This window comes from Streptomyces sp. NPDC005811 (genome assembly GCF_040630405.1).
GTDB lineage: Bacteria > Actinomycetota > Actinomycetes > Streptomycetales > Streptomycetaceae > Streptomyces.
Window position 1 is genome coordinate 1 of the sequence record NZ_JBEXXK010000092.1, and the last position, 21,323, is coordinate 21,323.

The 21,323-nt window shown below is 69.9% G+C and carries 9 protein-coding genes and 2 pseudogenes; 7 read left to right on the forward strand and 4 right to left on the reverse strand.

Going from position 1 to position 21,323, the window contains the following annotated elements:
- Nucleotides 1-75 precede the first annotated feature (75 nt).
- The 3 genes from ABZ490_RS49720 to ABZ490_RS49730 all read right to left on the reverse strand — a co-directional run bounded on the left by ABZ490_RS49720 (nucleotide 76) and on the right by ABZ490_RS49730 (nucleotide 4,313).
- Entirely contained in the window at nucleotides 76-1,551 is a 1,476-nt protein-coding gene (locus ABZ490_RS49720) for a protein kinase (RefSeq protein ID WP_359006844.1), read from the reverse strand.
- 136 nt (nucleotides 1,552-1,687) lie between these two features.
- Nucleotides 1,688-2,692, reverse strand: coding sequence for a hypothetical protein (locus ABZ490_RS49725; RefSeq protein ID WP_359006847.1), 1,005 nt, complete (start codon nucleotides 2,690-2,692; stop codon nucleotides 1,688-1,690).
- A 781-nt stretch (nucleotides 2,693-3,473) separates the two neighbouring features.
- Nucleotides 3,474-4,313 carry an IS5 family transposase gene (locus ABZ490_RS49730; RefSeq protein ID WP_359006850.1) on the reverse strand — a complete coding sequence of 280 codons (840 nt, stop codon included), beginning with the start codon at nucleotides 4,311-4,313 and terminating at the stop codon, nucleotides 3,474-3,476.
- A 347-nt stretch (nucleotides 4,314-4,660) separates the two neighbouring features.
- Here ABZ490_RS49730 and ABZ490_RS49735 point away from each other — a divergent pair, with 347 nt between their 5' ends.
- The 4 genes and pseudogenes from ABZ490_RS49735 to ABZ490_RS49750 all read left to right on the forward strand — a co-directional run bounded on the left by ABZ490_RS49735 (nucleotide 4,661) and on the right by ABZ490_RS49750 (nucleotide 8,451).
- A complete protein-coding gene (locus ABZ490_RS49735) occupies nucleotides 4,661-5,488 on the forward strand; it encodes a site-specific integrase (RefSeq protein WP_359006853.1) in 828 nt (275 codons plus the stop codon).
- A gap of 1,761 nt (nucleotides 5,489-7,249) precedes the next feature.
- Nucleotides 7,250-7,342 (forward strand): annotated as a pseudogene (locus ABZ490_RS49740) (hypothetical protein); the annotation flags it as partial.
- Between the two features lie 12 nt (nucleotides 7,343-7,354).
- A complete protein-coding gene (locus ABZ490_RS49745) occupies nucleotides 7,355-7,939 on the forward strand; it encodes a hypothetical protein (RefSeq protein WP_359006894.1) in 585 nt (194 codons plus the stop codon).
- Nucleotides 7,936-8,451, forward strand: coding sequence for a DUF6262 family protein (locus ABZ490_RS49750; protein ID WP_359006856.1), 516 nt, complete (start codon nucleotides 7,936-7,938; stop codon nucleotides 8,449-8,451). Before ABZ490_RS49745 ends, ABZ490_RS49750 begins: the two co-directional genes overlap by 4 nt.
- Nucleotides 8,452-8,511: 60 nt before the next feature.
- Here ABZ490_RS49750 and ABZ490_RS49755 read toward each other — a convergent pair.
- A pseudogene (locus ABZ490_RS49755) lies at nucleotides 8,512-8,598 on the reverse strand (methyl-accepting chemotaxis protein); the annotation flags it as partial.
- Nucleotides 8,599-8,988: 390 nt separating this feature from the next.
- On the opposite strand from ABZ490_RS49755, the gene ABZ490_RS49760 reads away from it, so the two are divergent.
- From ABZ490_RS49760 to ABZ490_RS49770, 3 genes are all read left to right on the forward strand, one after another.
- A complete protein-coding gene (locus ABZ490_RS49760) occupies nucleotides 8,989-12,450 on the forward strand; it encodes a hypothetical protein (protein ID WP_359006859.1) in 3,462 nt (1,153 codons plus the stop codon).
- A 230-nt stretch (nucleotides 12,451-12,680) separates the two neighbouring features.
- Entirely contained in the window at nucleotides 12,681-15,311 is a 2,631-nt protein-coding gene (locus tag ABZ490_RS49765; RefSeq protein ID WP_359006862.1) for a phospholipase D-like domain-containing protein, read from the forward strand.
- Complete coding sequence (locus tag ABZ490_RS49770) at nucleotides 15,308-21,211, forward strand: hypothetical protein (protein ID WP_359006864.1); 5,904 nt, start codon at nucleotides 15,308-15,310, stop codon at nucleotides 21,209-21,211. The genes ABZ490_RS49765 and ABZ490_RS49770 overlap by 4 nt, the downstream gene beginning before the upstream one ends.
- Nucleotides 21,212-21,323: the final 112 nt, after the last annotated feature.

A 21,323-nucleotide genomic window follows, 5' to 3' on the forward strand; every position in this document is an offset into this window, starting at 1 on the left:
CTCCGGGTCGCCCTCGTCGTCGCGACTGGTGGCCCGGAGATGATTCTCCGAGGTCGCCCTCGTCGTCGCGACTGGTCAGATGTCCCGCGCGCGGGCCTTGGTGTACCAGTCCGGGACGTAGTCGTCGGCCAGGGCCAAGATGCGGAGGATCAGCGGAAGCAAGTCCGGCACGGCGTTGGAGGCGACGGCACGGATCTCGTCCAGGATCCGGGCGAACTGGACGGAACCGACAGGCACGTTCCAGGTGCGCTGCAGCTCGAAGGGATAGTCCTCCAGACCGTGGTGCCGGTGGACCACCCGCAGGTCAAAGGCGATCTCTGCCCCGTCGTCGACCGCGTCGACCAGGCGCACCACGAACGAGAACTTCACCGCGGCCTTGCCGGCCTGATCCGGCGAGGTGAACAGTGCGCCGCGTTGATGTACCCACTGGGGCGTCACCATGGGCAGCAGACGCGTCGCGTCGCTCGGCTCGGGCTGACTCTCGTAGTAGAGGAACTTGCTCTGGAGCATCCCGTCGACCACGCCGTAGAGGTCCGTGAAGAGAACGTTAAGCTCCAGGGCGAGCCGGTCAAGGAAGTTCCGGCGCTCCTGGGCCTGCTGCGCGGCCTCGTGCGGCGCAGCAGTCAGGACGGCGAGACGGTCCTGCATCTCGGCGATCGACGCGGTCTCGCGCGATTCGGGCGGCTCGGCCAGACAGGCGCGGATCTCCTTCGTGAACTCAGCCATTGCCGGCCGACCCGCCGGGCGGAGCACGGTGCAGCGCTGTATCAGCCGGTCCAGCTCGCCCGCCCACGGCAACGCGATGTGCCCCTGAAGGCTGTACTCACCCCCGGGCCGGTACTCCCCTGGCAGCGGCCAACGGGTCCGACGCAGCAGCACCCACATGGTCTTCGCCAGCGACCAGACGTCCGCCGGACCTCCGTCGACGCCGTCGACGGGCTCCAGCATCTCGGGGGCGTGGAAGTTGGCCGGGCCGAGCTTCACCGCCGGGCTGGTGACGTCGTCCTTGCCCGGGAAGGTGACCAGTCCGAAGTCGCCGATCTCCCACTGGCCGTCACGCTGGAACAGGTTCGACGGCTTGATGTCGCGGTGGTGGACACTCTGCTCCGCGAGGGTGGCCAGCGTGTCGGCGTAGGCGGCGACGGCCTCCAGCATCGTCTCCTCGGTCGGGGTGTCGCCGAGGGCCCTATCCAGCGGGACGGCCATTGGCATGACGTACCAGCAGATCTCTCGCGTGTCCTGGGGCACGTGCGAGTCGACGAGCGGCACGACGCCCTCGCTGGCGTAGCCGCGCAGGAACGTGATCTCGTCGGCGAACCGCTGGCGGCGATCCGCCAGAAGCCTCCCGAGGCCGAACATCTTGATCGCGTACCGGCCGTCGTCGCCATCACGGCGCGCTTCCCAGACCTCTCCGTTGCCGCCCTTACCGAGGTAGCCGCGACCGACCAAGGTCCACGCCCCCAACCGGGCGCCCTCCCGCGGCTTCCAGTTCTTGCCGTCGACCTTTCCCACGGTGCCTTCCGTTCTCACGCCGAGCTCGTCCCGCTGCACTGTCTCGCGCCCTCGCGCGTGACCGCGAAGGTCTTTCCCTCAACTCCCGTTACTCGCCAGGTGACGCGCCCAGTCACAGGACCGAGTCGGTCCGGACTCGTTCGCGTGTCCGCCCCGGGGCCGGGGCCGGGGCCCATCACACCCCGGTGAGCCCGAGGCGGCGGGCCAGGTCGTCCACGGCCGCGCGGCCCTCGGCGGACAAGTTCTCGCGCACCCCCAAGGCGATGCCCACGTCGGGGTCGTCGAGCTTCGGGGTCATCACGGCGACCCCCACGAACGGGGTGGTGGCGGGCAGCCGCATCGCCAGACGCTGCGCCCAGACCAGCTCGGAGCGGACCCACGCCATGCCGGTACGGGCGGCGTCGAAGAGGAGGATGGTGGGCCTGATGCCGGCCTGCCGGATCTTCTGGTCGTCCTCCAGGACGGCCAGCACGGCGTCCTCCACGTCCATCATGTGCGGGCCTGGCTCGGCGCCCCAGAAGCCGCCGGTGACGACGATCCGCGATCCGCCCGTGGGATCGCCCGCCTGGTGGAGTCCGACGTGGATCAGGAGACGCTCGCGGGCCGACCAGGGCTGGTCGACGGTGGTCACGGCAGTGCCGTAGTTCTGGCTGCGCGCCCGCTGGACGGTCTCTTCGACCACCTTGTCCCGCACGGCCTTCTTGACTACGAGAGGCTGGGAGTCGGTCCGGAGTTCCACGAGGACCGGCGGGGTGAGACCGGCGAGCGCGGTCTGGAGTTCGTCGCGCAGGTCCTGCAGGCCGTCGAGACGACGGGCCTTGACCTCGATGGCGAGGTTGATGTCCCGCAGCATCAGGTCCGGCTCGGTGGCGCCGTTGCGCCGGCCGAAGTCGAAGGGGATCTCGGCGCGGGCGAGCTTGGCACCGGAGACCATCTCCGCCCGCACGATCAGCAGGTCGTCGGTGGTGGCGGCCTTGCGGAAGTCGTGGCGTACGCCGGCGAGCCGCTCGGGCTTCGCCTTCTCCAGGGCCTCGATGATGTCCTCGAAGGCTGTGATGATGGCGGAGGCGACACTGTCGGCGGCGCCGTTCCCGCTGGCCAGATCGAAGTAGTCGCGCAGCGGGTGCTCCTGCAGGGCCTTGTCCATCCAGTCCTGCAGGAAAGGGAATGAAGTGCTCACGTGAAGTCCTTCAGGGTTGTGCCGGGCGGGGATGTCGTCACGCCTGCGGCACGGCCAGCGTACGCGCGGGCCGGAGCGGGCTGCACCGGAGTTTCCGCGCCTCCCGCCGGGGGCCCGCAGCCGCGCAACGGGAGAGCCCGTACGGCCCATCGGGCGTGGGTATCTACGAAAGGCCGGAGGGCCTACACCGGTGTCGTCGTGTCCGACTCAGCACGCGCGGCTGGCACCACGGCGTCCGGCTGCGCGGCGGCGAGCGCCTGGTCGACGAAGGAGCGCCGCGGTCTCGGGCACCGTGACGTTCTTCATCCACTTCTGGCTGTGCCACCAGCACTCCAAGCCAAAGCGGTGCGCGCCGTGGGCGAGCTCCACGTGGTGGGCCCACGGCCGGCGCTTGCATCGGCGGCTGCGGAGACGGTGATGCTCGGTCGCCTCCAGGTGCTTCTCGATGATGACGACGCGGCACCGGCCGGGCAGGGTTCGCCATTCCAGCCACGGCACTCCAACACGTGCAGCTGCCGCACAGAGGCCCTTCTCCGAACTATCACCTTGAAGTGCCTCCATAGCGTTCAACCTGCTCGCCCTATTTATCTCATTGAAGGCACTGGAAACATCCGTATCAGTGGCGCGCAAGCAGCTCAGAGGCGTTGTCCCAAAACGGCTTGCGCAATCATGGCCAGATCATGAACAGTAGGGGATAGACTGCACCGCAAATGGGAACGGCTCTGGGTGAGTGAAACCCTAAAAGAGCGTTTTGTCCCGGCGAGGTTGTTTGGTTCGAAGTTCAGATGTCGCGCCAGTTCGGAGTGGATTCATTGGTGAGGCGTCGGCTTATGAGGTCGATCATCGCGACGTGGATTATGGCTTCGGATCGGTGAGGGTGGGTCTCGTAGTCGCGTGCGAGACGGCGGTGGTGCATCAGCCAGCCGAACGTCCGCTCGACCACCCAACGTCGGGGGATCACCTTGAACCCTTTTACGCCGGGGTCACGTCGGACGGCTTCGACGTCGATTCCGAGGCGGGCGCCGTGGTCGATGGCTTTCGTCCGGTAGCCGGTGTCGGCCCACGCCTTGGTCACTCGGGGGCTGGTGGCGGAGATCTGGGAGAGCAGGTGGATGCCGCCGGTGTTGTCGGAGACACTCGCCGCGGTCACCCAGACGGCCAGCAGCAGGCCGAGGGTGTCTACGCCGATGTGGCGCTTGCGACCTGCGATTTTCTTGCCTGCGTCGATGCCCTGGCCGGCCGCTGGCACGTTGGCGGAGGTCTTGATGCTCTGCGCGTCCAGCACGCATGCGCTCGGCTCGGCATCCCGGCCTTCGGCTTCGCGCACCAGGCGCCGAAGCAGGCCGTTGAGCCGGTCGAAGACACCTTCCTTCTGCCAGGCGGCGAAGTAGCCATAGGCCGTCTCCCACGGTGCGAAATCGTGCGGCAGGTAGCGCCAGGGGATCCCGGTGCGGTCGACGTACAGGATGGCGTCCATGATGCGGCGCAGGTCGTGCTCGGGCGGGCGGCCGATGTCCAGGCCCTTGCCTCGGCGCTCGGCCCGCCAGGCGGTGAGTGTGGGGCCGATCAATTCCCAGCGGGCATCGGACAGGTCGCTGGGATACGGGCGCTGTTTCGTCATGTTTCGGTACTACCGTCGGGCACGACGCATCCCCAGGGCGCAAACAGCGTCAACCGGGGGCGCTTTGGGATCAGACAGGAGCGACTCGACTCAAACGGACAGAGATATGAAGTCTCCTGTCACACAGGCCGCATCGACCACTCTTGCCTCAGCAGTTGCAGCCCCACTCGCCCTCCGAAGCACCACTAATGGTGACTCACGGGGCCGGTGAAACCTGAAGCACCACTGGGTCGGGAACCCTGTGATCAGACGGGTTCACCGGTCCCGTCCTTGCGGTAGTGCCGCCAGTGATCACGCTATTCAGTCGATGAGGAAAGCCGGTCCGCGGGGATGCGCGAATCAACAAGGTGCTGACCGCGGTACGGATGTTCCTACTTCACGCGGTGGTCAACAAGGTCGCGCCAGCCTGGGTCCTTGAGCAGCTCTACGAGCTGGGGGATGACCGTGACCTGCCGGTGGAGGCTCAGGGCGAGAGCGGTGGGATGCGGTACCGGCTGCGGGCCCGTCACCGGCTGCAGGAGCCGGAGACGGAAGTGGACCGGGCCAGTGACGAGGAAGTCGTGGCGATGCTTCGGACCTGTCGGTCAGCGCGGGACAGGTTGATCGTGCTGCTGCTGTCGCGGGTGGGGCTGCGTCCGGGACAGGTCGCGGGGCTGCACCGCTGCGATGTCCACCTGCTGATGGATTCGCGCTCGCTGGGGTGCGATGTCGAGGGGGCCCATCTGCACGTGATCCGGCGGCAGAACGTGAATGGCGCCTGGTCGAAGTCGAGGAAGTCGTGGGTGATGCCGGTGGACTTCCTGGTGGCGCAGGCCGCCGACCAGTACGCGGTGGAGCGTTACGAGATCCTCGGGGAGGGCGGAAGCGATTTCCTGCTGGTCAACCTCTTCCGGCCGCCCTATGGCTCGCCGGTGACCACCGGCGCGATCGGAGAGCTGTGCGAGTCGCTGTCGGGACGGGCAGGACTGGGCCGCCTGGTCGGGCCACGCATGTGCCGGCATGCGATGGCCAGCAACGTCGTGGATGCCGGCGGCACGCTGGATGAGGTTCAGGCCCTGCTGGGTCAGAAGAACCCGGCGTCACCCCGTCCCTACCTGCATCCGGACCGCTCACGCTTGCGCGCGGCCGTGGAGCGTGTGCCCTCGCCCCGCCTGACTGAGGGGGAGGCCCGGTGAGCCTGGCACTCGCAACGCCCCGATACGGGGCAGGGGAAGACACGGTCACCGCTGGGCTCATGGGCGCCGTCCAACCGGAGTTCCTGCAGCTGCTCAGCTGGGATCCTCACGTCCGGGTTCTGCTGCTGCCTCGCTCGCACCCACAGTTCAGCGGTGAGGATTGCCTGGTGGCTGGCTGCGACAAGATGTCGTACTTCGCCCACCAGAAGGGAATGTGCACCGGTTGCACCGAGCGGTGGAAGAAGAGCGGCCTGCCCTTCGACGAGTTCGTCATCATCAGGCGATCGGGCCGGATGGTCGGGTTCTTTCCTTGCCAGGTCGCGCGCTGCGAGCGGCCGGGTAGACGCGCGACACTCCTGTGCTCGTCGCATGACTACCAGAGGCGCAAGGTCTACGGGCTCCCGCTGGAGGACTTCCTCGCTCACCCCGAAGTACAGCCGCTGCCCGCCCTGGGGCCTTGCCGCGTCGCGGCCTGTGACCGGCAAGGCGAGACCGGGGGCGGGTACTGCATGCCCCACGCCGACCAGTGCCGTGACCTCCGCCAAGCAGGCGCCTTGGAGGACGAGGATCTTTGGCGGCTGACCACCCCGGCCATCGCGGAGTCCCGCAAGGTCAGTCTTCGCGGGCTGCCCGACCGTGTGGTCGCCGAGATCCTCTACAGCCTCCAGGAACGGATCGCCCAGGGACTCCTGCACAAGGACTACCTGCTGCGCAATCTGTCCACCAACGCCCGTGCGCAACAAGTCACTTCACTCGACGAACTCGACCTGGACGTCCTCTCCCGCCACGACAGGACCCAGGTCAGGGGCTTCCTCAAGCACATCCGCCGCTTCGGCCTGAGCCCGGAGACCGAACGCCACAAGGACGTCTGGGACGCGAGCGTCTTCGGCCTCGGCGGCACCTTCTCCTTCACCGGGATCACCCAGCCCTGGCTGAGGGAAGGAGCCAAGGCCTGGGCCCTCGACGACATCCCCCGACGCCGCGGAAAGAGCGGCAAGACCACCGTCCAGCGCACCCTGAAGTCCCTGAGCCGTTTCTCCACGAGCCTGCACCTGAGCCGGGACGACCACGGCGTCGACCTGCCTGTGCTCGGCCGCCTCGACATCACTGCCTTCCTGGGCCGGCTGAGCTTCCTCAACGAACGCGGCGACATCTCCGACTGCACGCAGTACATGACCGTCCGCGACACCAGACGCGTGCTGACCCGGCTGAGGACCTTGGGCCTGACCAAGCCCGGCCAGCCCCTGCACGGCCTGGCGGACGACTTCGCCCTCCGCCAGGAGGACATCCCCGATGACCCCGAGGACTCCGAAGCCGGCCGTGACCTGCCTGCGGAAGTCATGCGGCAGCTCTGCGCCCACCTCGACTCCCTTGAGGCCGTCAGCTCCACAGACGTCCGCACGGCCGTCGAGCTGATCATCGACACCGGCAGGCGCCCCAACGAGATCTGCAAACTGCCATGGCAGTGCCTCGACCGCGAAAGCGACGGCAGCCCCGTCCTTGTCTACGACAACACCAAGAGCCTTCGGCACGCTCGCCGACTGCCGATCCCCGGCGCGACCGCCGCGCTCATCATCAAGCAGCAAGAGCGCGCCCGCGGCCGACAAGCTCAAGCTCTTCCCCGCCACCCTGGCCAACCCCCACGGCACGAAGGCGACAACCTACGAGTGGGTGTCGGCACAGCACCGAGCCTGGGTGAAGGGCATGCCCGACTTCCTGGTCACCACCGTGATCGTCGAAGACGGCAACCGGGTCACCACGATGCTGCCCTTCGACAAGAACAAGATCTACCCCTACACCTACCGGCACACCTACGCACAACGGCATGCCGACGCCGGAGTCCCCCAAGACGTTCTCCAATCGTTGATGGATCATCGCCAAGCCAGCACCACGCAGCGGTACTACCGCGTCGGCGAGAAACGCCGCCGTGAAGCGGTCGAGCGGGTCACCACCATGCAGTTCGACCGGCACGGCACACGCATCTGGCGCCAGGCCAAAGCCCTGCTCGACTCCGAACACGCCCGCCGCGCCATCGGTTCCGTCCAAGTCCCCTACGGCACCTGCACCGAACCCTCCAACGTTGCAGCCGGCGGCCACGACTGCCCCGTGCGCTTCCGCTGCGTGGGCTGCGGACACTTCCGCACCGACGTCTCCTACCTCCCCGACCTTGAGGCATACCTGGCCGACCTGCTGCGCAACCGTGAGCGTCTGGCCGCCTTCGCCAACGCCGATCCCTGGGCCAAGACCGAGGCCACACCATCGGACGACGAGATTGCCCGTGTCCGCCGTCTGGTTCAGCGGGTGCGCCAGGACCTCGACGACCTCACCGACGAGGACCGGGCCCAGATTCGCGAGGCAGTAGCGCTGGTCCGCCGCAGCCGCGGCGTCTCCCTGGGCATGCCGCGCGTCCGCCAGCCCCTACCCGACATTCGCCCGGAGAGAACCGGATGACCAGCATGATCGACGGACGGCAGGCCGACTCAGCTCGCCGCCGCGAACGCGTTCTGAAAGCCCTCGATGTCCTGCTGCGAAGCAACCAGGACATCACAGTCTCCGGACTGGCCCGCGCGGCACGAGTGGACCGCACTTACCTCTACCGGCACCGCGACCTCCTCGAACGCGTCCACGCCGCCGCAGCAGCCCCACCAGAAGAAGGCCGGATCGCGGCCGTCAGCCGGGCCTCGCTGCGGACAGACCTGACCAACGCGCTGGAGCGGAACAGGCGGCTGACAGTCCGTGTCCGGCAGTTGGCGAGGCGTCTTTCCGAGAACCTCGGTGAAACCGCATGGAGGGAATCCGGCCTTGGTGCGTCCGCAGACATCGAGCAGCTTCAACGCCGCATCACGCTGCTCGAACAAGACCTGGCCGACACAGGAGGCCAACTCGATGAGCGGACCGAGGAACTCGAAGCTGCGCGAGCGGCCAATCGGGAACTGACCCGGGCGCTGAACCAGGCCCGCTGACGCCATCTGCGGCAGAGCGGGACCCCATCGCGTACGACGAAGGCCATCCGCCACCCCGGACGCGACCACCGCGAAACCCTCGCCCATGTCGCCCGCCCGGGCCGCCTCGATGGTGGCGTTGAGCGCGAGCAGGTTGGTCTGCTCTGCGCCCGCCGGATCGAGTGCGCCCCGCGTTGACCTGCTCGCTCGCGGCGCGAGCCGACACTGGCTGGTCGGAGGCGTAGGCGGCACCCGACTGCAGACGGGCGCTGACCGCGTTGAGATCCTGCACGGCTGTCACCAGCAGACCCGCCGCCTCGCCGATGCCGCGGATCGTGGTGGCGACCTTATCGACGATCCGATTGAACGCGTCGGCCAGTTGCCCGGCATCGGCGGTTCGGGCCGTGTCACCGTCCGCATGGGTCAGACTTCTGGTGTTGCGCATTCCCCGATGGATAAAGTAGTTGAGCTGAGCCGACTGGCTTCACACCGACTGGCACATCGACGCTGGGCGGAGCGTGCCATGACTTTCTCCACCAGTCCGACGCGGGCGCCGCGATGAGGCTGCACGCGATCTCCCGCCTGGACGGCGGCAAACTCGACGGCATCCATCTGCTGTGGTCGCCGCCGTGGCCGACCGGTCATTCGCTGGACGGGTTCACGATCTACCGGCGCAACGCGCGCGGTGAGAAGGACCAGTTCTGCCTCGACCTAACCACCGCTCAGCTGACTGAGGCCCGCCAACTCGGTCGGCTCTGGCTGCCCGACGCCGTGATCTGGGCGCAGTCCCGGGATCCGAATGACCCGAAGGCGCTGTGGACCTACCGCATCGAGTTGGTCCGGCGGCACAGCGTCGTCTGGATCACCTCGCCGCAGGCGCGGGCGGCGTTCGTCGGCACCGACGATGGGACGGTGGTGGCCGGTGCCGTGTTCCCCGGGCCCACCGTCATCCTGCGCGGCACCGACCTCGGCATCGTCTGGCTGGTCACCGGATTCGGCCAGGCGACCGCGCAGGTCTGCGGTGACGTCCCGGACGAGAAACAGTGGACCGGCCTCACCCCGATCGTGAAGAACCTGCAGGTGCCGTTCGGCTCGGTCAATGCCGCGGTGCCGACCGCCGCCGACGGCCGGGCGCTGGCCGACGGCCGGGCCGCGCCCGAGGTCATCGCGGGTAACTTCGGCGACGTCACCCGGTACGCGGATGCGGCGCTGCGCCGGCGCGGTGGTGTGCCGGCGATGCGCGTGGTGTCCGAGAAACCGGGGGCCGGCGGCAACGACTGGGACGTCTCGCCGTACGGCCTGGCGGTTGCGCCGACCCTGCTCGCGCCGTGGCGGCGGGGCTGGGGCCTGGCGCATCTGGACCGCGACTCGCTGACTCCCGGGCGTCGCTACGACTACCGGATCGTCGGCTCGGTGCCCCGTAGCGACCGGGACGAGCAGATGTTCGACCTGCACACGGTGCCCCGCGGCTACCGGCTGCCACGCTCTTTCCGCTGGGGTGACGCGTCGGTGTGGACCGACCGGCCGTGCACGGTCGTCGCCGTGGAGACCTTCGGTGGTTCGCCGTCGACGTTCCGCAAGGGGTTCGAACTCAAGTGCCTTCAGCTGGCGCTGGACAATCCGAGCCGGCGGGTGCTGATCGAGTTACAGACCCGGGGGCAGGTGTCCGCGCGGGGATCGCGCAACGGCACGGTGGTCGCCTCGGTGTCGGCCACGAGCGACCGGCGCACCGTGCTCGACTTCGGCACCCCGGTCGACATGGTGGTGGTCGAGGGCGACCTGGCGGTGTCCGGCATCGTCCTGCGGCCACTCGACCCCGGGCTCAAGCCCGACGAACCGGTCACGGTCGAACAGAACATCTACGACATCGAGTACGGCCCGACGGCATCGCCCGACCCGCCCTCGATGATCCGGGCGACAAACCTGTCCGACCCGGCGCGTACGGCGGCTCGCGGTGTTCTGGACACCGGCCGCGGGTTCGAGGTGGTCTGGGCCGCGCCGCCCTCGATCGACCCGGCCGCTCTGGCGTTCCTGCCACCCTCGGTGAGCGCCCCGCCGACCGAGGTCGCCTATTACCTGCTCGATCGCAGCTGGGCGGGCCAGGCGTTCACGCCCGCCGACAGGGACGGCATGCAGGTCTCCGGCCGCAACGCCCCGACCGGCTCCGACACGCCGGCGTGGGGGATGAACCTGCTGGCCGCGTTCCCGCCGGCCGGTGCGGCGCCGTCCTCCTACACCGGGCTCGTGCAGGTGACCGAGCTCTTCGAGGCGGACGTGCTGTCCTACGGCGAGAACGTCACCTACCGGGTGCGCTCGGTCGACGCGATCGGCCGCCCGTCCGGGCCCGCCGTCGCCGCGCCCGTTCCGCTGCGCACCTACGTTCGCCCGCCCGTGCCGACCACGCCACCGCTCGCCGCGCCGGTCGACCCGCAGGTCGTTCCGCCCGCCGGTGTGCAGGTCACGCTTCTACAGCACGACGACCCCGACCTGACGGCGGCGCAGGCGGCCACCGCGGTCGGCGGCGACGTGGTCCTCCTGCGCTGGGGCTGGGGACCGGAGCAACGCGAGCTCGCGCCCGATGTGGCCGAGTTCCGGGTCTACCGGCACGGCTCGGCGCTGACCGCGATCGCCTTGAGTCCCGCCGGCGTCCCGACTGCCGTCCCGGGCGGCTGGAGCCTGCCGGTCGTCGCGAGCCGGCCGATCGCCGCCGACGAGTTCGCCGGGGTGAGCGTGGTGCTGGGCCTGGCGTACCGCGTCCTCGGGCACCCGGCCGGCACCGCGGTGGTCCTCCAGCTGGCGGCCAGCCCGGTGTCGGCGGCGCAGGCGCCCGTGCCCGGTCCTCTGACGATCAACCGGACCACATCGGCCGAGCTCGATCCGGAGTACTGGGATGACCGGGTCGACGTGGTGCCCCGAGCGGCGCTGAGCGGGTCGGGCATCGAGACCTACGAGCTGGTCCGGCCGGCCGGGGTGGCCACGAGCGACACCGTGCCGCGGCAACGGCTCGCGTTCGGGGTGACCGCCGCCGACGCCGAGTCCTATGTGCCCGACCGCCGGGCGGCAGTGGAGCCGATACCCCGGCCCGGCAACGAGTCGACGGTGGCCGCTCACGAGGTCACCGCCCGCTACTACGGGCGGCCCTCGCTGATGCCGGTGGACCTCGCCGACGTGCCCGCGCTGACGCTGCGCCGGCAAGCCGGCGACACCGTGCACGGAGTGCTCCGCCCGGCCGACTACGTGCCGGCCGGGGCTGCTCTGGTGTCCCGGATGCTGCTCGAACGGATCCCGGCCTCGGCGGTCCTGCCCCGGCTGCGGGTCGAGCCCGGGTCGATCTCGCTGGTCCGCGCGGACGGATCGACCGTCGCCTGGGCGCTCTCGCCGGCCGACCAGGCGGCGTTGCGAGCGGGGTACGCGGCCCGTCAGGTGCCCGACCGGTTCCTGGCCTACGCCGCGACCCGGCTGGACGGGCTGGACGAGGCGGCCGAGCGGCTCGGCGTACTGGATCCGTCGTCGTCGTTCGAGGACACCCTGCCCAACCGGCCGTCCCGCTGGCTCTACACGCTGCGCACCGTGGACGCGACCGGCCGGCCCTCGGCGGCGGCCCAGACGCTCGGCGTGGTGGTGCACGTGCCATCCCCGTCACGGGCGTTGGCACCGCTGCTGCTCGGGCTCGACGTGGCCGCCGGGACCGCCACCGTCCAACTGGACTGCACGGACGTCGACGGCGACCCGTACGTGTTCGTCACGGCCGACAACTCGTTCGGCACGGCGACCGCGTCGCTGGCGACGATCCGCAACCGGGCCGACCTCACGCCGATCGACCGACTGGTGGTGCGGGACGCGTCCGGCACCGCCGCGACCGCGGTGGCCGCCGTACGCGGCGCGGACAACCAGGCGTCAGCCAATGTCACGGTGCCGCCGGACGGGCTGGTCCTGCACGTCTGGGCGCTGGCGGTGAGCGCCGACGGCGTCCCGTCCCGTCTGGCCGGACCACTGCACGCGGCGTCGAGGGAGATCTGATGCTCGTCTCACCGATCGCCGACGTCTCGGCCCTGGCCTGGTCGCACACCACGGTGTCCGACCTTCCGCCGGGACTGGGCCGGCTCGCCCCGCCGTCCGGCCCGGGCGCCGCCGGAACCCCGGCCCGGCCTGCCTCCGAACACCCGGCGCTTCTCGGCAACGGGTTCGCGACCACGCTGCGGTTCCCGGGTTCCGGCCGCTGGTGGCACGCGCAGACCAGCGGCAGCACAGTGCACTGGCTGTGGGGTAGCGCGGCGGACGTCCTACAGTTCGGCACCCTGCGCACTCGGCTGCCGCTGGGCAACCCGGTCGTCGCGCTGCGCTTCACCGATGCCACCGACGCCTCCGCCGAGCAGGGTGACCCGCAGGGGGTGATGGGACAGGACCCGGTCATGCTGGCCGGCAACCCGGTCACGGTGACGCAGCTGCGCCTGTTCGCGCTCGTGCCCGCCGCTCCCGGCATGGACACCCTCTCGGTGCTGCGCTATCTGGCGGCGGCGTTCGACGCCGAAGGCCTGACCACCTTCGGCACACCGACGTGGCAGGCGTTCGTGGCGACGATGGCGGGGCTGGCGGCACCGCTGCGGGTGCTCGAACCGGGCGGGAGCCCGGCCACCGGCCGCTCGATCGCCGTAGTTGGCGGCGCGCCCGTGACCTTGACCGCGGCCCACCTCGGCGACGCAGTGGCGGCGCTCGGCATGACCAGGGCCGGGCTCACCGGCGCCACGCTCGACGTGTCGGCCGGGGCTTCGCCGATCGCGAGCGCCGATGGCGCGGCTCACCCGGACGGTCGTGTCCCAGTCACCGCAGCAACCTCCACGATCAGCGTCGCATCGGTGGAGGACTGGTTGTCGCCGCAGCAGTCGGCCGCACTGAGCCGGTTCACGCGAGGTAACACCGTGCTGCCGTTCGTCGACGGGGTGGCGACCTACGCCGACCTGTTCGCTCAGGTCAACCGGGCCGTGACCGCAGGGGCGGAGGGCTCCTTCTACGTGACCGGTTACTCGCTGCAGCACGACGTGGTGCTCGGCCCGGCAGCGGCCGGAACGCGGCGACGGGTGGTCGACGTGGCCACCGACATGGCCGCGGCTGGTGGCGAGGCTCGGTTCCTCGCCTTGGAGATACTCCAGCTCAATCCTGGCTGGGTGCGTGACGTGCAGACGGCCGCCCAGGTCACGGCGATCCTGCTGGCCCAGGCGGGGCTAGTTGCGGCCGCCTTGCAGCCGGACGACACGCTCAACAAGATCAGTTTCCTGCTGCACGCCGAGTTCCTGGCCGGGCTGGTGTTCTACGGCTCGACCGACCCGGAGGGGCTGCTCGAGAAGCTGTTCGAGCTCAACAAGGGCGCGATCCAGGCGCTCGGCGCGATCGCCGGGGTCGAGGCCCATCTCGATCCGGTGGACGCCGAGGTGGGCGACAACCCGCGGGCGGTGACTACGGGCGCGCTTGCCTCGGCCGTGCTCGGCGCCACCCGGAAGTTCAGTGTGTTCCACCAGAAGATCCAGGTGGTCCGCACCGACGAGGGCGTGCACGCCTACTGCGGCGGGATCGACCTCAATGCCGACCGGCTGCAGACCCCGGGACACGGCTCCCGATCGCCGTTCCACGACGTGCACGCCCGGGTCGACGGCCCGGCCACGGCCGAGCTGGTGAAGACGTTCGCCGAGCGCTGGCAGCATGTCGCCGGCACGGCGCTGCGGCTGGAGGCGCCGGGCGCGCTCGACGGCCTGCCCACTGACGGGTCCGATGTGGTGCAGGTGGCGCGCACGTACTACCGCCCGCTCGCCGGTTCGGGCCGGGGACTGCCCTATGCCCCGGCCGGGGAGAGCACGATCCTGGAGACGATGCTGGCGGCGATCGGCCGGGCCCGGCGGTACCTCTACCTCGAGGACCAGTACCTGACCCCACCGCCCGCATTCGCCGACGCGCTCGTGGCGGCCGCCGCGCACGTGTCCGGTCCGCTGATCATCGCGATCCCGGCAAGCCCGGACCAGCCGTTCGGGATGCCCCGGCGGCAGGCGCTCATCGACGACCTGCGCGCGGCCTGGGGAGACCGGGTCAAGGTAGGCATCCTGCGCCGCAAGTTCTCGCACACGTCGACCTCGCGGGAGTCGTCGTCCGGCCGGCTCTGGCTGGCCGCGCCGCTGCCCGCCGGTGCCAACGTGATCGAGGTTGCGCCGCCCGAACGGGTTCCGGCGACACCGTTCTGGCTCACCGTCGACGACGAGGTGATGCGTGCAACCCACCGGGTTGCCGGCTTCACCAGCCCGACAAGTGTCCGGCTCAACGTCGAGCGCTGGGAGGACACCCGGCTGTTCGATGCCGCCTCGGGCACCCCGCGGGCCGAGCACAAGATACGCGCCGCCGTTTCCTGCGGCTCGTTCCCTTCGATCTACGTCCACGCGAAGATGCTTCTCGTCGACGACGCCTTCGCCGCCATCGGCTCGGCCAACTCCAACCGGCGCGGTTACTACTCCGACGGCGAGTGCAACGTCTTCGCGATGCGCGAGCAGGTCGCCGACGGCGACAACTGGATCCGGGACCTGCGCATCGCGCTCTGGGCCGAACACCTGGGACTGGCCCCGGAGTACGCCGCGGTCGCGCTCCGGAACCCGACCGCGGGGCTTGCGCTCTTCGACCGCAAGTTCACCGTCGGCAGCCGGTTCACCACCTTCGAGGCCCAGCCATACGCGACGGAGTTGGCCCTCTCGGCCGAGCTCACCGACAAGACCACGGCCCTGCAGAGCCTGCTCTGGGACGCCACCTTCATCGCAACGATGGGCGTCGAAATCGCCGGGGCGCAGTCGGACGACCTGTTCGCCACGTTCATCGACCCGAGCAGCCGGCTGGAGGCGCCGTGAGACTCAATGAGCTGTTCGCCGCCATCGCGTGGCCGGTCTCGGAGATCGACACCTCGTTCCCGCCGAGCACGACCGGCGCCGGGCTGGCCGCCCAGGCCACCGAGGCGATCGAGGTCGACGACGTGGTCACCGAGATCGGGCCGGACGGCACGGTCACCCTCACCGGCACCCTGTCGCTGGTGGCCGGAACGCCGCCGACGCGTACCCGCCTGGTCAGTCACCTGTTCCCGTCGCTCGGCTTCACGTTCGTGCCGAAGGCCGACTGGACCTCCGCCTTCCGCGTCTCGATCGGCCTGGCCGGGGGCTCGACCGTGCAGATCGACGTGCTGCCGCTCGAGGTCGCGGTGCCGTCCGACCTGCTCGGCGCCCACCCCGACCCGGCCAAACAGGGGGCCGACGCGGGCGTCCAGCTCTCGACCGGCGCCGGCGACTCGGTGATCAGCCGGGAATTCTCGTTCCTGCTCGACGCCGGCCAGATGATCCACCTCGAACCGCACCTGCCGATCTCGGTCGGACCGTGCTCGATCTTCGGTGCGCCGGCGATCGCGGTCCACGAGATCACGCTGATCTCCTCGATCGCGCAGGCGCGGGATCAGGTCGACTGGCTCCGCCGCGACCTCGACCAAGGCATGTTCGCGTTCCGCGGCGGCTCGCTCGGCTTCGGCGGGATCGAGCTCGACTTCGACGAGCCCGGAACCGTGCTGCGCGACCTGCAGCAGCGGATCCATCTCAGCGAGCAAGCCGCAGTGGTCCTGGAGGACCTGGTCGTTCCGAGCGTGCTGTGGCCGCCGCTGCCGCAGCACGGCACGCTCGGCGTACGCCGGTCGCTGCAACCCGGCGAGACGCTCGACCACTACCTCAGCTTCACCGACGCACCGATCGTGGTGCCGCTGGGCACGACGGGCCGCCACCTCTTCCTCAGTCAGCTGTTCTTCATCACACCCGAGCAGGAAGCGGACTGGTGGACCGGCCTGACCCTGGAGGGCGGTCTGGCCTGGCCCGACAGCGGCCAGGCGGCCCCGGGCGACTTCGAGCTGAGCGTGGGCCTCGTCGACGGCGACGTGCTGCGAATCGGCTTCGAGCACACGCCAGCCGGGTCGCACATCCCGATCCTGCACCTCGACCTGTGGAAGCTCACGGTCGACATCACCGGGGTCAAGACCGGCGTCTCGTTGCAGGAGCTGATGCGCCGCTCGCCGAGCCCGGGCGCCGCGATCCAGTTCCTCGTCACGATCGTGATCAAGGAGAAGCCCGGTCCCGGCGCCGGGGCGGCCGGCGCGGTGACAGCGACCCCCGAGGGCGGAGGCCTGTTCGAGGCGGCACTGGTCGACGTCGGATGGGACCGCGGCAAGCCGACCGGCAACATGGTCATGCCGCACGGCGCGGAGCTGCACCTGGCGACGTTCGTGCTCGAGATGCACGAGATGGGGCTGGCCTCCGAACACGGCGCCATCTACATGTCGTTCTCCGGCGGGATCCGCCTCGGCATTGGCACGTTCGAGGGCCGGGCGTGGTTCACCCGGCTGCGCGGCCGCTTCGCCGGCAATCCGGACGCTCCGGTGTTCCAGCTCGGCGGCATCGGCCTGGAGATCAAGGTCAAGAACGTCGTCGAGATCAGCGCGCACGGCATGTATCGCGACGACACCGGGCCGAACGGCACGCGGCTGCAGGAAAAGGCACTCGGCGGTGGGATCATCGTCTACTGCGGTGACAACGAGTGGGGCCTGACCCTCGACCTGTACTGGGGAACCCGGACCCCGCCGGGCGGCCCGGGCGACAAGTTCTTCCTGTTCCTGCTGGCGTTCTTCGGCGCGATCCCGATGGGGGGCGCGGTCCAGCTGACCGGGATCGAGGTCCTTTTCGCCCACGGGCTGATGCCCAAGATTGACGCGGGCGATCGTCAGGCCGGCGAGTTGAAGTACTACTCCTGGCTCAAACGCGCCCGGCCGACGGCGCTGCCGGAGACCCGGGACCTGGACAGCTCGTGGACGCCGACCAAGGACAGCTGGGCGTTCGGGCTCGGCGCCGGTGTGTCGATCACCGGCGCAGGCTCGCTCATCAAGATCAGGGCGTTCGGCGCGGGGTTCGACTCGCCGTCCGTGTCCGGACTGATCATCGTGATCGAACTCCAGATGTTCGGCGCCGAGACACCGATCGCGGTCGGTGTGTTCGAGTACGACTTCCGCCACGACGCCTTCGTGCTGATGATCCAGCTGGACATCACGATCGACAAGATCGTCAAGAACCTCCCGAAGAAGTTGAACCTGCGGCTCGGCGGGACCATCACCTTCGGCAACAAGCCCGGCCTCGTCGCGTTCGGGCGGCTCGCCGACCCGGACACGTGGATCGGCGGCAAGCTGCTGATCAATCTGTCCGAGGTGTTCGCGCTGACGATGCGCGCCGGCTTCTGTGTGGAGTGGCAGGAGAACGAGCACATCGGCGGCGGCCTGACCATCTCGCTCAAGGTCGTCGGGTCGATCGGGGTGATGGAGTTCCAGGGCTGGGGTGCGCTGGAGATCATCCTCACCTACATGCTGACCGGGACGAACGACTTCGTCGCGAGGATCCGGTTCGACGCCGGCATGGCCATCGTGCTCTTCGGGTTCATCCGGTTCGGCATCAGCATTGCGCTGCTCGCCGAGTGGCTCGCGCACGTGCCGAACTACTTCGTGTTCCGGGTGACCTTCCGCTTCGAGACGCCGTGGTTCCTGCCGGACGTCTCGTACTCGATCGAGGTCACCCGCGGCACCCTGGTCCCGTCGGCGCGCGGCGTGACCACGAGTCCGCTGACCCAGGCCGGCTCGCAGGCCCTCACCGGTTCGAGCCCGGCCCGCGTGCAGCGCGCCGACGGCCGGGCCGGTGGCGAGCCGACCGCGCTCGCGTCGGTCGACGATCTCGCCGGGGCAACGGGCACCTGGCAGGGCAGCGCCGCGCCGGTCCCGCTGGACGCGACGATCGAGGTCGACTTCTCGGTGATGCTTGTCGACGCCCTCGGGATCGGGGCGACCAATCCCGATCTCGGCCTGCAGGTGTCGGGGGACGGCTCACTCGCGCTGACCACCCGCTACACCCTGACCCGGCTGATCATGCGGCGGCGACCGTTGTCGGGCGGCGCATGGCAGACCGTGGAAGATCTGAACTCGTCGGCGTCGGCCCGCAACTTCCGTTGGACGTGGGCTCAGGACACCCGGGTGGGCGGCAAGGTCGCGCCGAAGCGGCTGCTGCTCAACGGGCGTACGCCGTTCACGGTCGGCGTGAACGTCCCGATCGCCGATGCCGAGATCCTCGACGACAACCCGAACTACCCGTGCTGTCAGGTGCGCCGGCCCGACGTCGCGCGGTTCGACTTCGACCCGGAGCCGCGCGGTCCGCTCCCGGCCGGATTCACCCGGGATTTCCGGTACGAGGATCGCGGCACGACGGCACCGGTCCGGATGCACGGCGCCCCCTGCGCGGTGGTTCTGCCCACCGCGGCCGGATCGACCGCGGGCCGGGTCGGCTCGTTCGCCGCCACCGGCACCATCTTCACCGCGTCGGCGTCCGAGGATCTTGCGGCGGCGATCATCCGGGTCGCGGTGACCAGCAAGGACAGGGTACGGCTGGCGCTGGTCACGCTGGACCGCGACGGACGGGAGGTGGACCGGCAGCAGGTCACCACCGGTGCGCTCGCATTCCAGGAGTTCGCGATCGACCCGGGCGCGCCGTTCGCGACCGTGTTCCTGGCGGTCGAGACGATCAAGGAGGAGGGCCCACAGGCGCCGGTCACGCCCGGTACCGTCCTGCTCGACGCCGTCGAGTGCATCACCGTGGCCGACCGCGACCGGTTCGAGCGGGAGAGCGACATCTGCTCGCGCGAGAGCGGCGGTGGCACCCCGCCGACGGTCACCTTCCTGGCCCGCCACGAGTACGAGATCGCCCTCACCACCGAGGTCGCGATCAAGCACTCGGTGACCGAGTGGGAGTCCAGCACCGTCACCGAGAAGGTCGCCTTCACCACGGCCGGACCGCCCGGGCTGAACGCCGCACCCGAGCCGGGCCTCGAGCTCGAGCCGCACGTGGTCAGCCGGGCCCCGGGCGGTCGCGGCCTGACCTACGGCGAGGAGTCAGTGCATCTGGTGCTGTCCGAGGCACTGAGTATCTTCGGTCCCGGGTCCGGCGTGACCGAGGCGGCGCTGCGGCTCCCGGTGGCGATCGCGGTCGAGTCCGCCTTCGACGCGAACCCGCAGGCGCACGTGGGCAAGACGTCGCGTACGTCAGCGGACTGGTTCCTCACCCACCGGGGCGAGGCCGATCCGTTCGTGCAGCCCTCCCGGCACGACTACGTGCCGGCCGTGTCGAAGGACGCCGCGGTGCTGCGCTACCTGCGGCTCGCCGAGGCATCGTCGGGCACCTGCCCCGTGCAGGACGTCGAGCAGCTGCCACGGGTCGGCGTCGAGCCGTTCGACCCAACTGGCCGGTCACTGTGGGAGCCGGGCGCGTCCTACGTCGCGGTGATGCGGCTCGCCGGCAGCCCGGTGGTAGAGCGGACGGTGTTCGAGGACTCCGATCTGACCGCGTTCACCGCGGTGTCCGGCTCGTGGCAGGTCACCGGCGGCGCGCTCGCGGCGGCCGGTGCCAGCACCGGCGCGTTCGGCGAGACGACCTGGGATCTCTACCGGGTGGAGCTGCAAGGATCGATCGACCAGGGCGGCGCGATCGGCGTCATGGTGCTGGCCGGCGGACCCGTCGCGGACGCCGTGCACGCGGCTGTCGTCCGCGCGATGGACGACTCCGTCTCCCTGGTGGTCCGCAACGGCGCCGGGACCGTGCTCGGCAGCGTCCCCCTGGCCGCGGCCGGTCAGAGCAGCGCGCTGACCGTCGATGTGTTCGCCGACGTCATCCGGGCGCGGTGCGGGGACGCCGTGCTCGACTTCCCCCGCGGCAACCGGGGCACCGGTTCGTGCGTACTCACCTCGTCCCACGCCCGGGTCACCTCGCTCCGCGTGCACGGCGTCGACATGTACCGCCGGCCGTTCCGCACCAGCCGGTACGAAGGCTTCGCCGAGCACGTGGCCAGCTGCGCCGGCGTCGAACGGCACCACGCGGGCAGCGCCGCCGAACCGCTCGCGACGCTGCTCGCCCGGATCACCGGCGCGGCCGCCGCCGCAATGACACCGACCGCCCCCGCGGCCGACCGCGAACGATGCTTCGCCAACGCGGCCGCCGCCCTCGCCGTGCCGCTGCGCGAGGACAGCGACCGGCTGCACATCACCCTGATGTCCGGCGGCACCGACCGGTGGCTGCTGCTCGAGTCACCCGAGCCGATGGACTTCACCGAGGAGATCACGCTGCGGCTGCTGCGCCGTGAGGTGCACGAGGCGCTCACCGCCGCCGACAAGGCGCGGCTGGGCCCGCTGATCGAGGCCGCGCTGCAGATCCCGCCGACCGGCCCGCAACGCCCCGCGGGCTGGGCTACGGGCGCGCGTCGGTTGGTGATCCCGACCCGCTCGTTCGGCATCCTGGACGGTCCCGGCGCGCGCAAGTCCGTCTACCGCGCCTCGCTGGACGGCAAGTTCCTGACCGTCGTCGAGCTCGCCACCGGCGCCACGGCCAGGTTCAAGGCGCCCGCGCTCACCCCGGCCGACCGCGCGCTGCTGCAGGACGTGTTCGTCGTCCTGAACGGCGCACTCCGCATCATCGCCTGGCAGGTGCCGACGAGCACGGAGTGGATCCCAGAGACGGCCACCGTGCTGCAGGACGCGCCGGCCCTGCACACCCTGGTCCTGCCGGCGACGTCACTCGCCAGCGGGGTCTATCGGCTCGACCTGTCACTGACCCGGCGCTGGTTCGACACCACCGACCCGCTGGGACCGGACAACGCCTACCTCGACGAGGCCTCGGTGGAGGTGCTGGTGGCCTGATTAGGGTTCCTGACGGAAATTCAACGGATATGACTGAGCTGTTCCCAGTAACCGTCGATCACTGTCCGTGTTTCCGAGGCACGTCGCGTGAACCGCGGTATCCCCAAGTCCG

Excerpts from the sequence above, each read along its gene's own strand:
- ABZ490_RS49730 (WP_359006850.1), bottom strand. The coding sequence starts at position 4,313 with ATGACGAAACAGCGCCCGTATCCCAGCGACCTGTCCGATGCCCGCTGG.
- ABZ490_RS49760 (WP_359006859.1), top strand. The coding sequence starts at position 8,989 with ATGAGGCTGCACGCGATCTCCCGCCTGGACGGCGGCAAACTCGACGGC.
- ABZ490_RS49745 (WP_359006894.1), top strand. The coding sequence starts at position 7,355 with ATGGATCATCGCCAAGCCAGCACCACGCAGCGGTACTACCGCGTCGGC.
- ABZ490_RS49750 (WP_359006856.1), top strand. The coding sequence starts at position 7,936 with ATGACCAGCATGATCGACGGACGGCAGGCCGACTCAGCTCGCCGCCGC.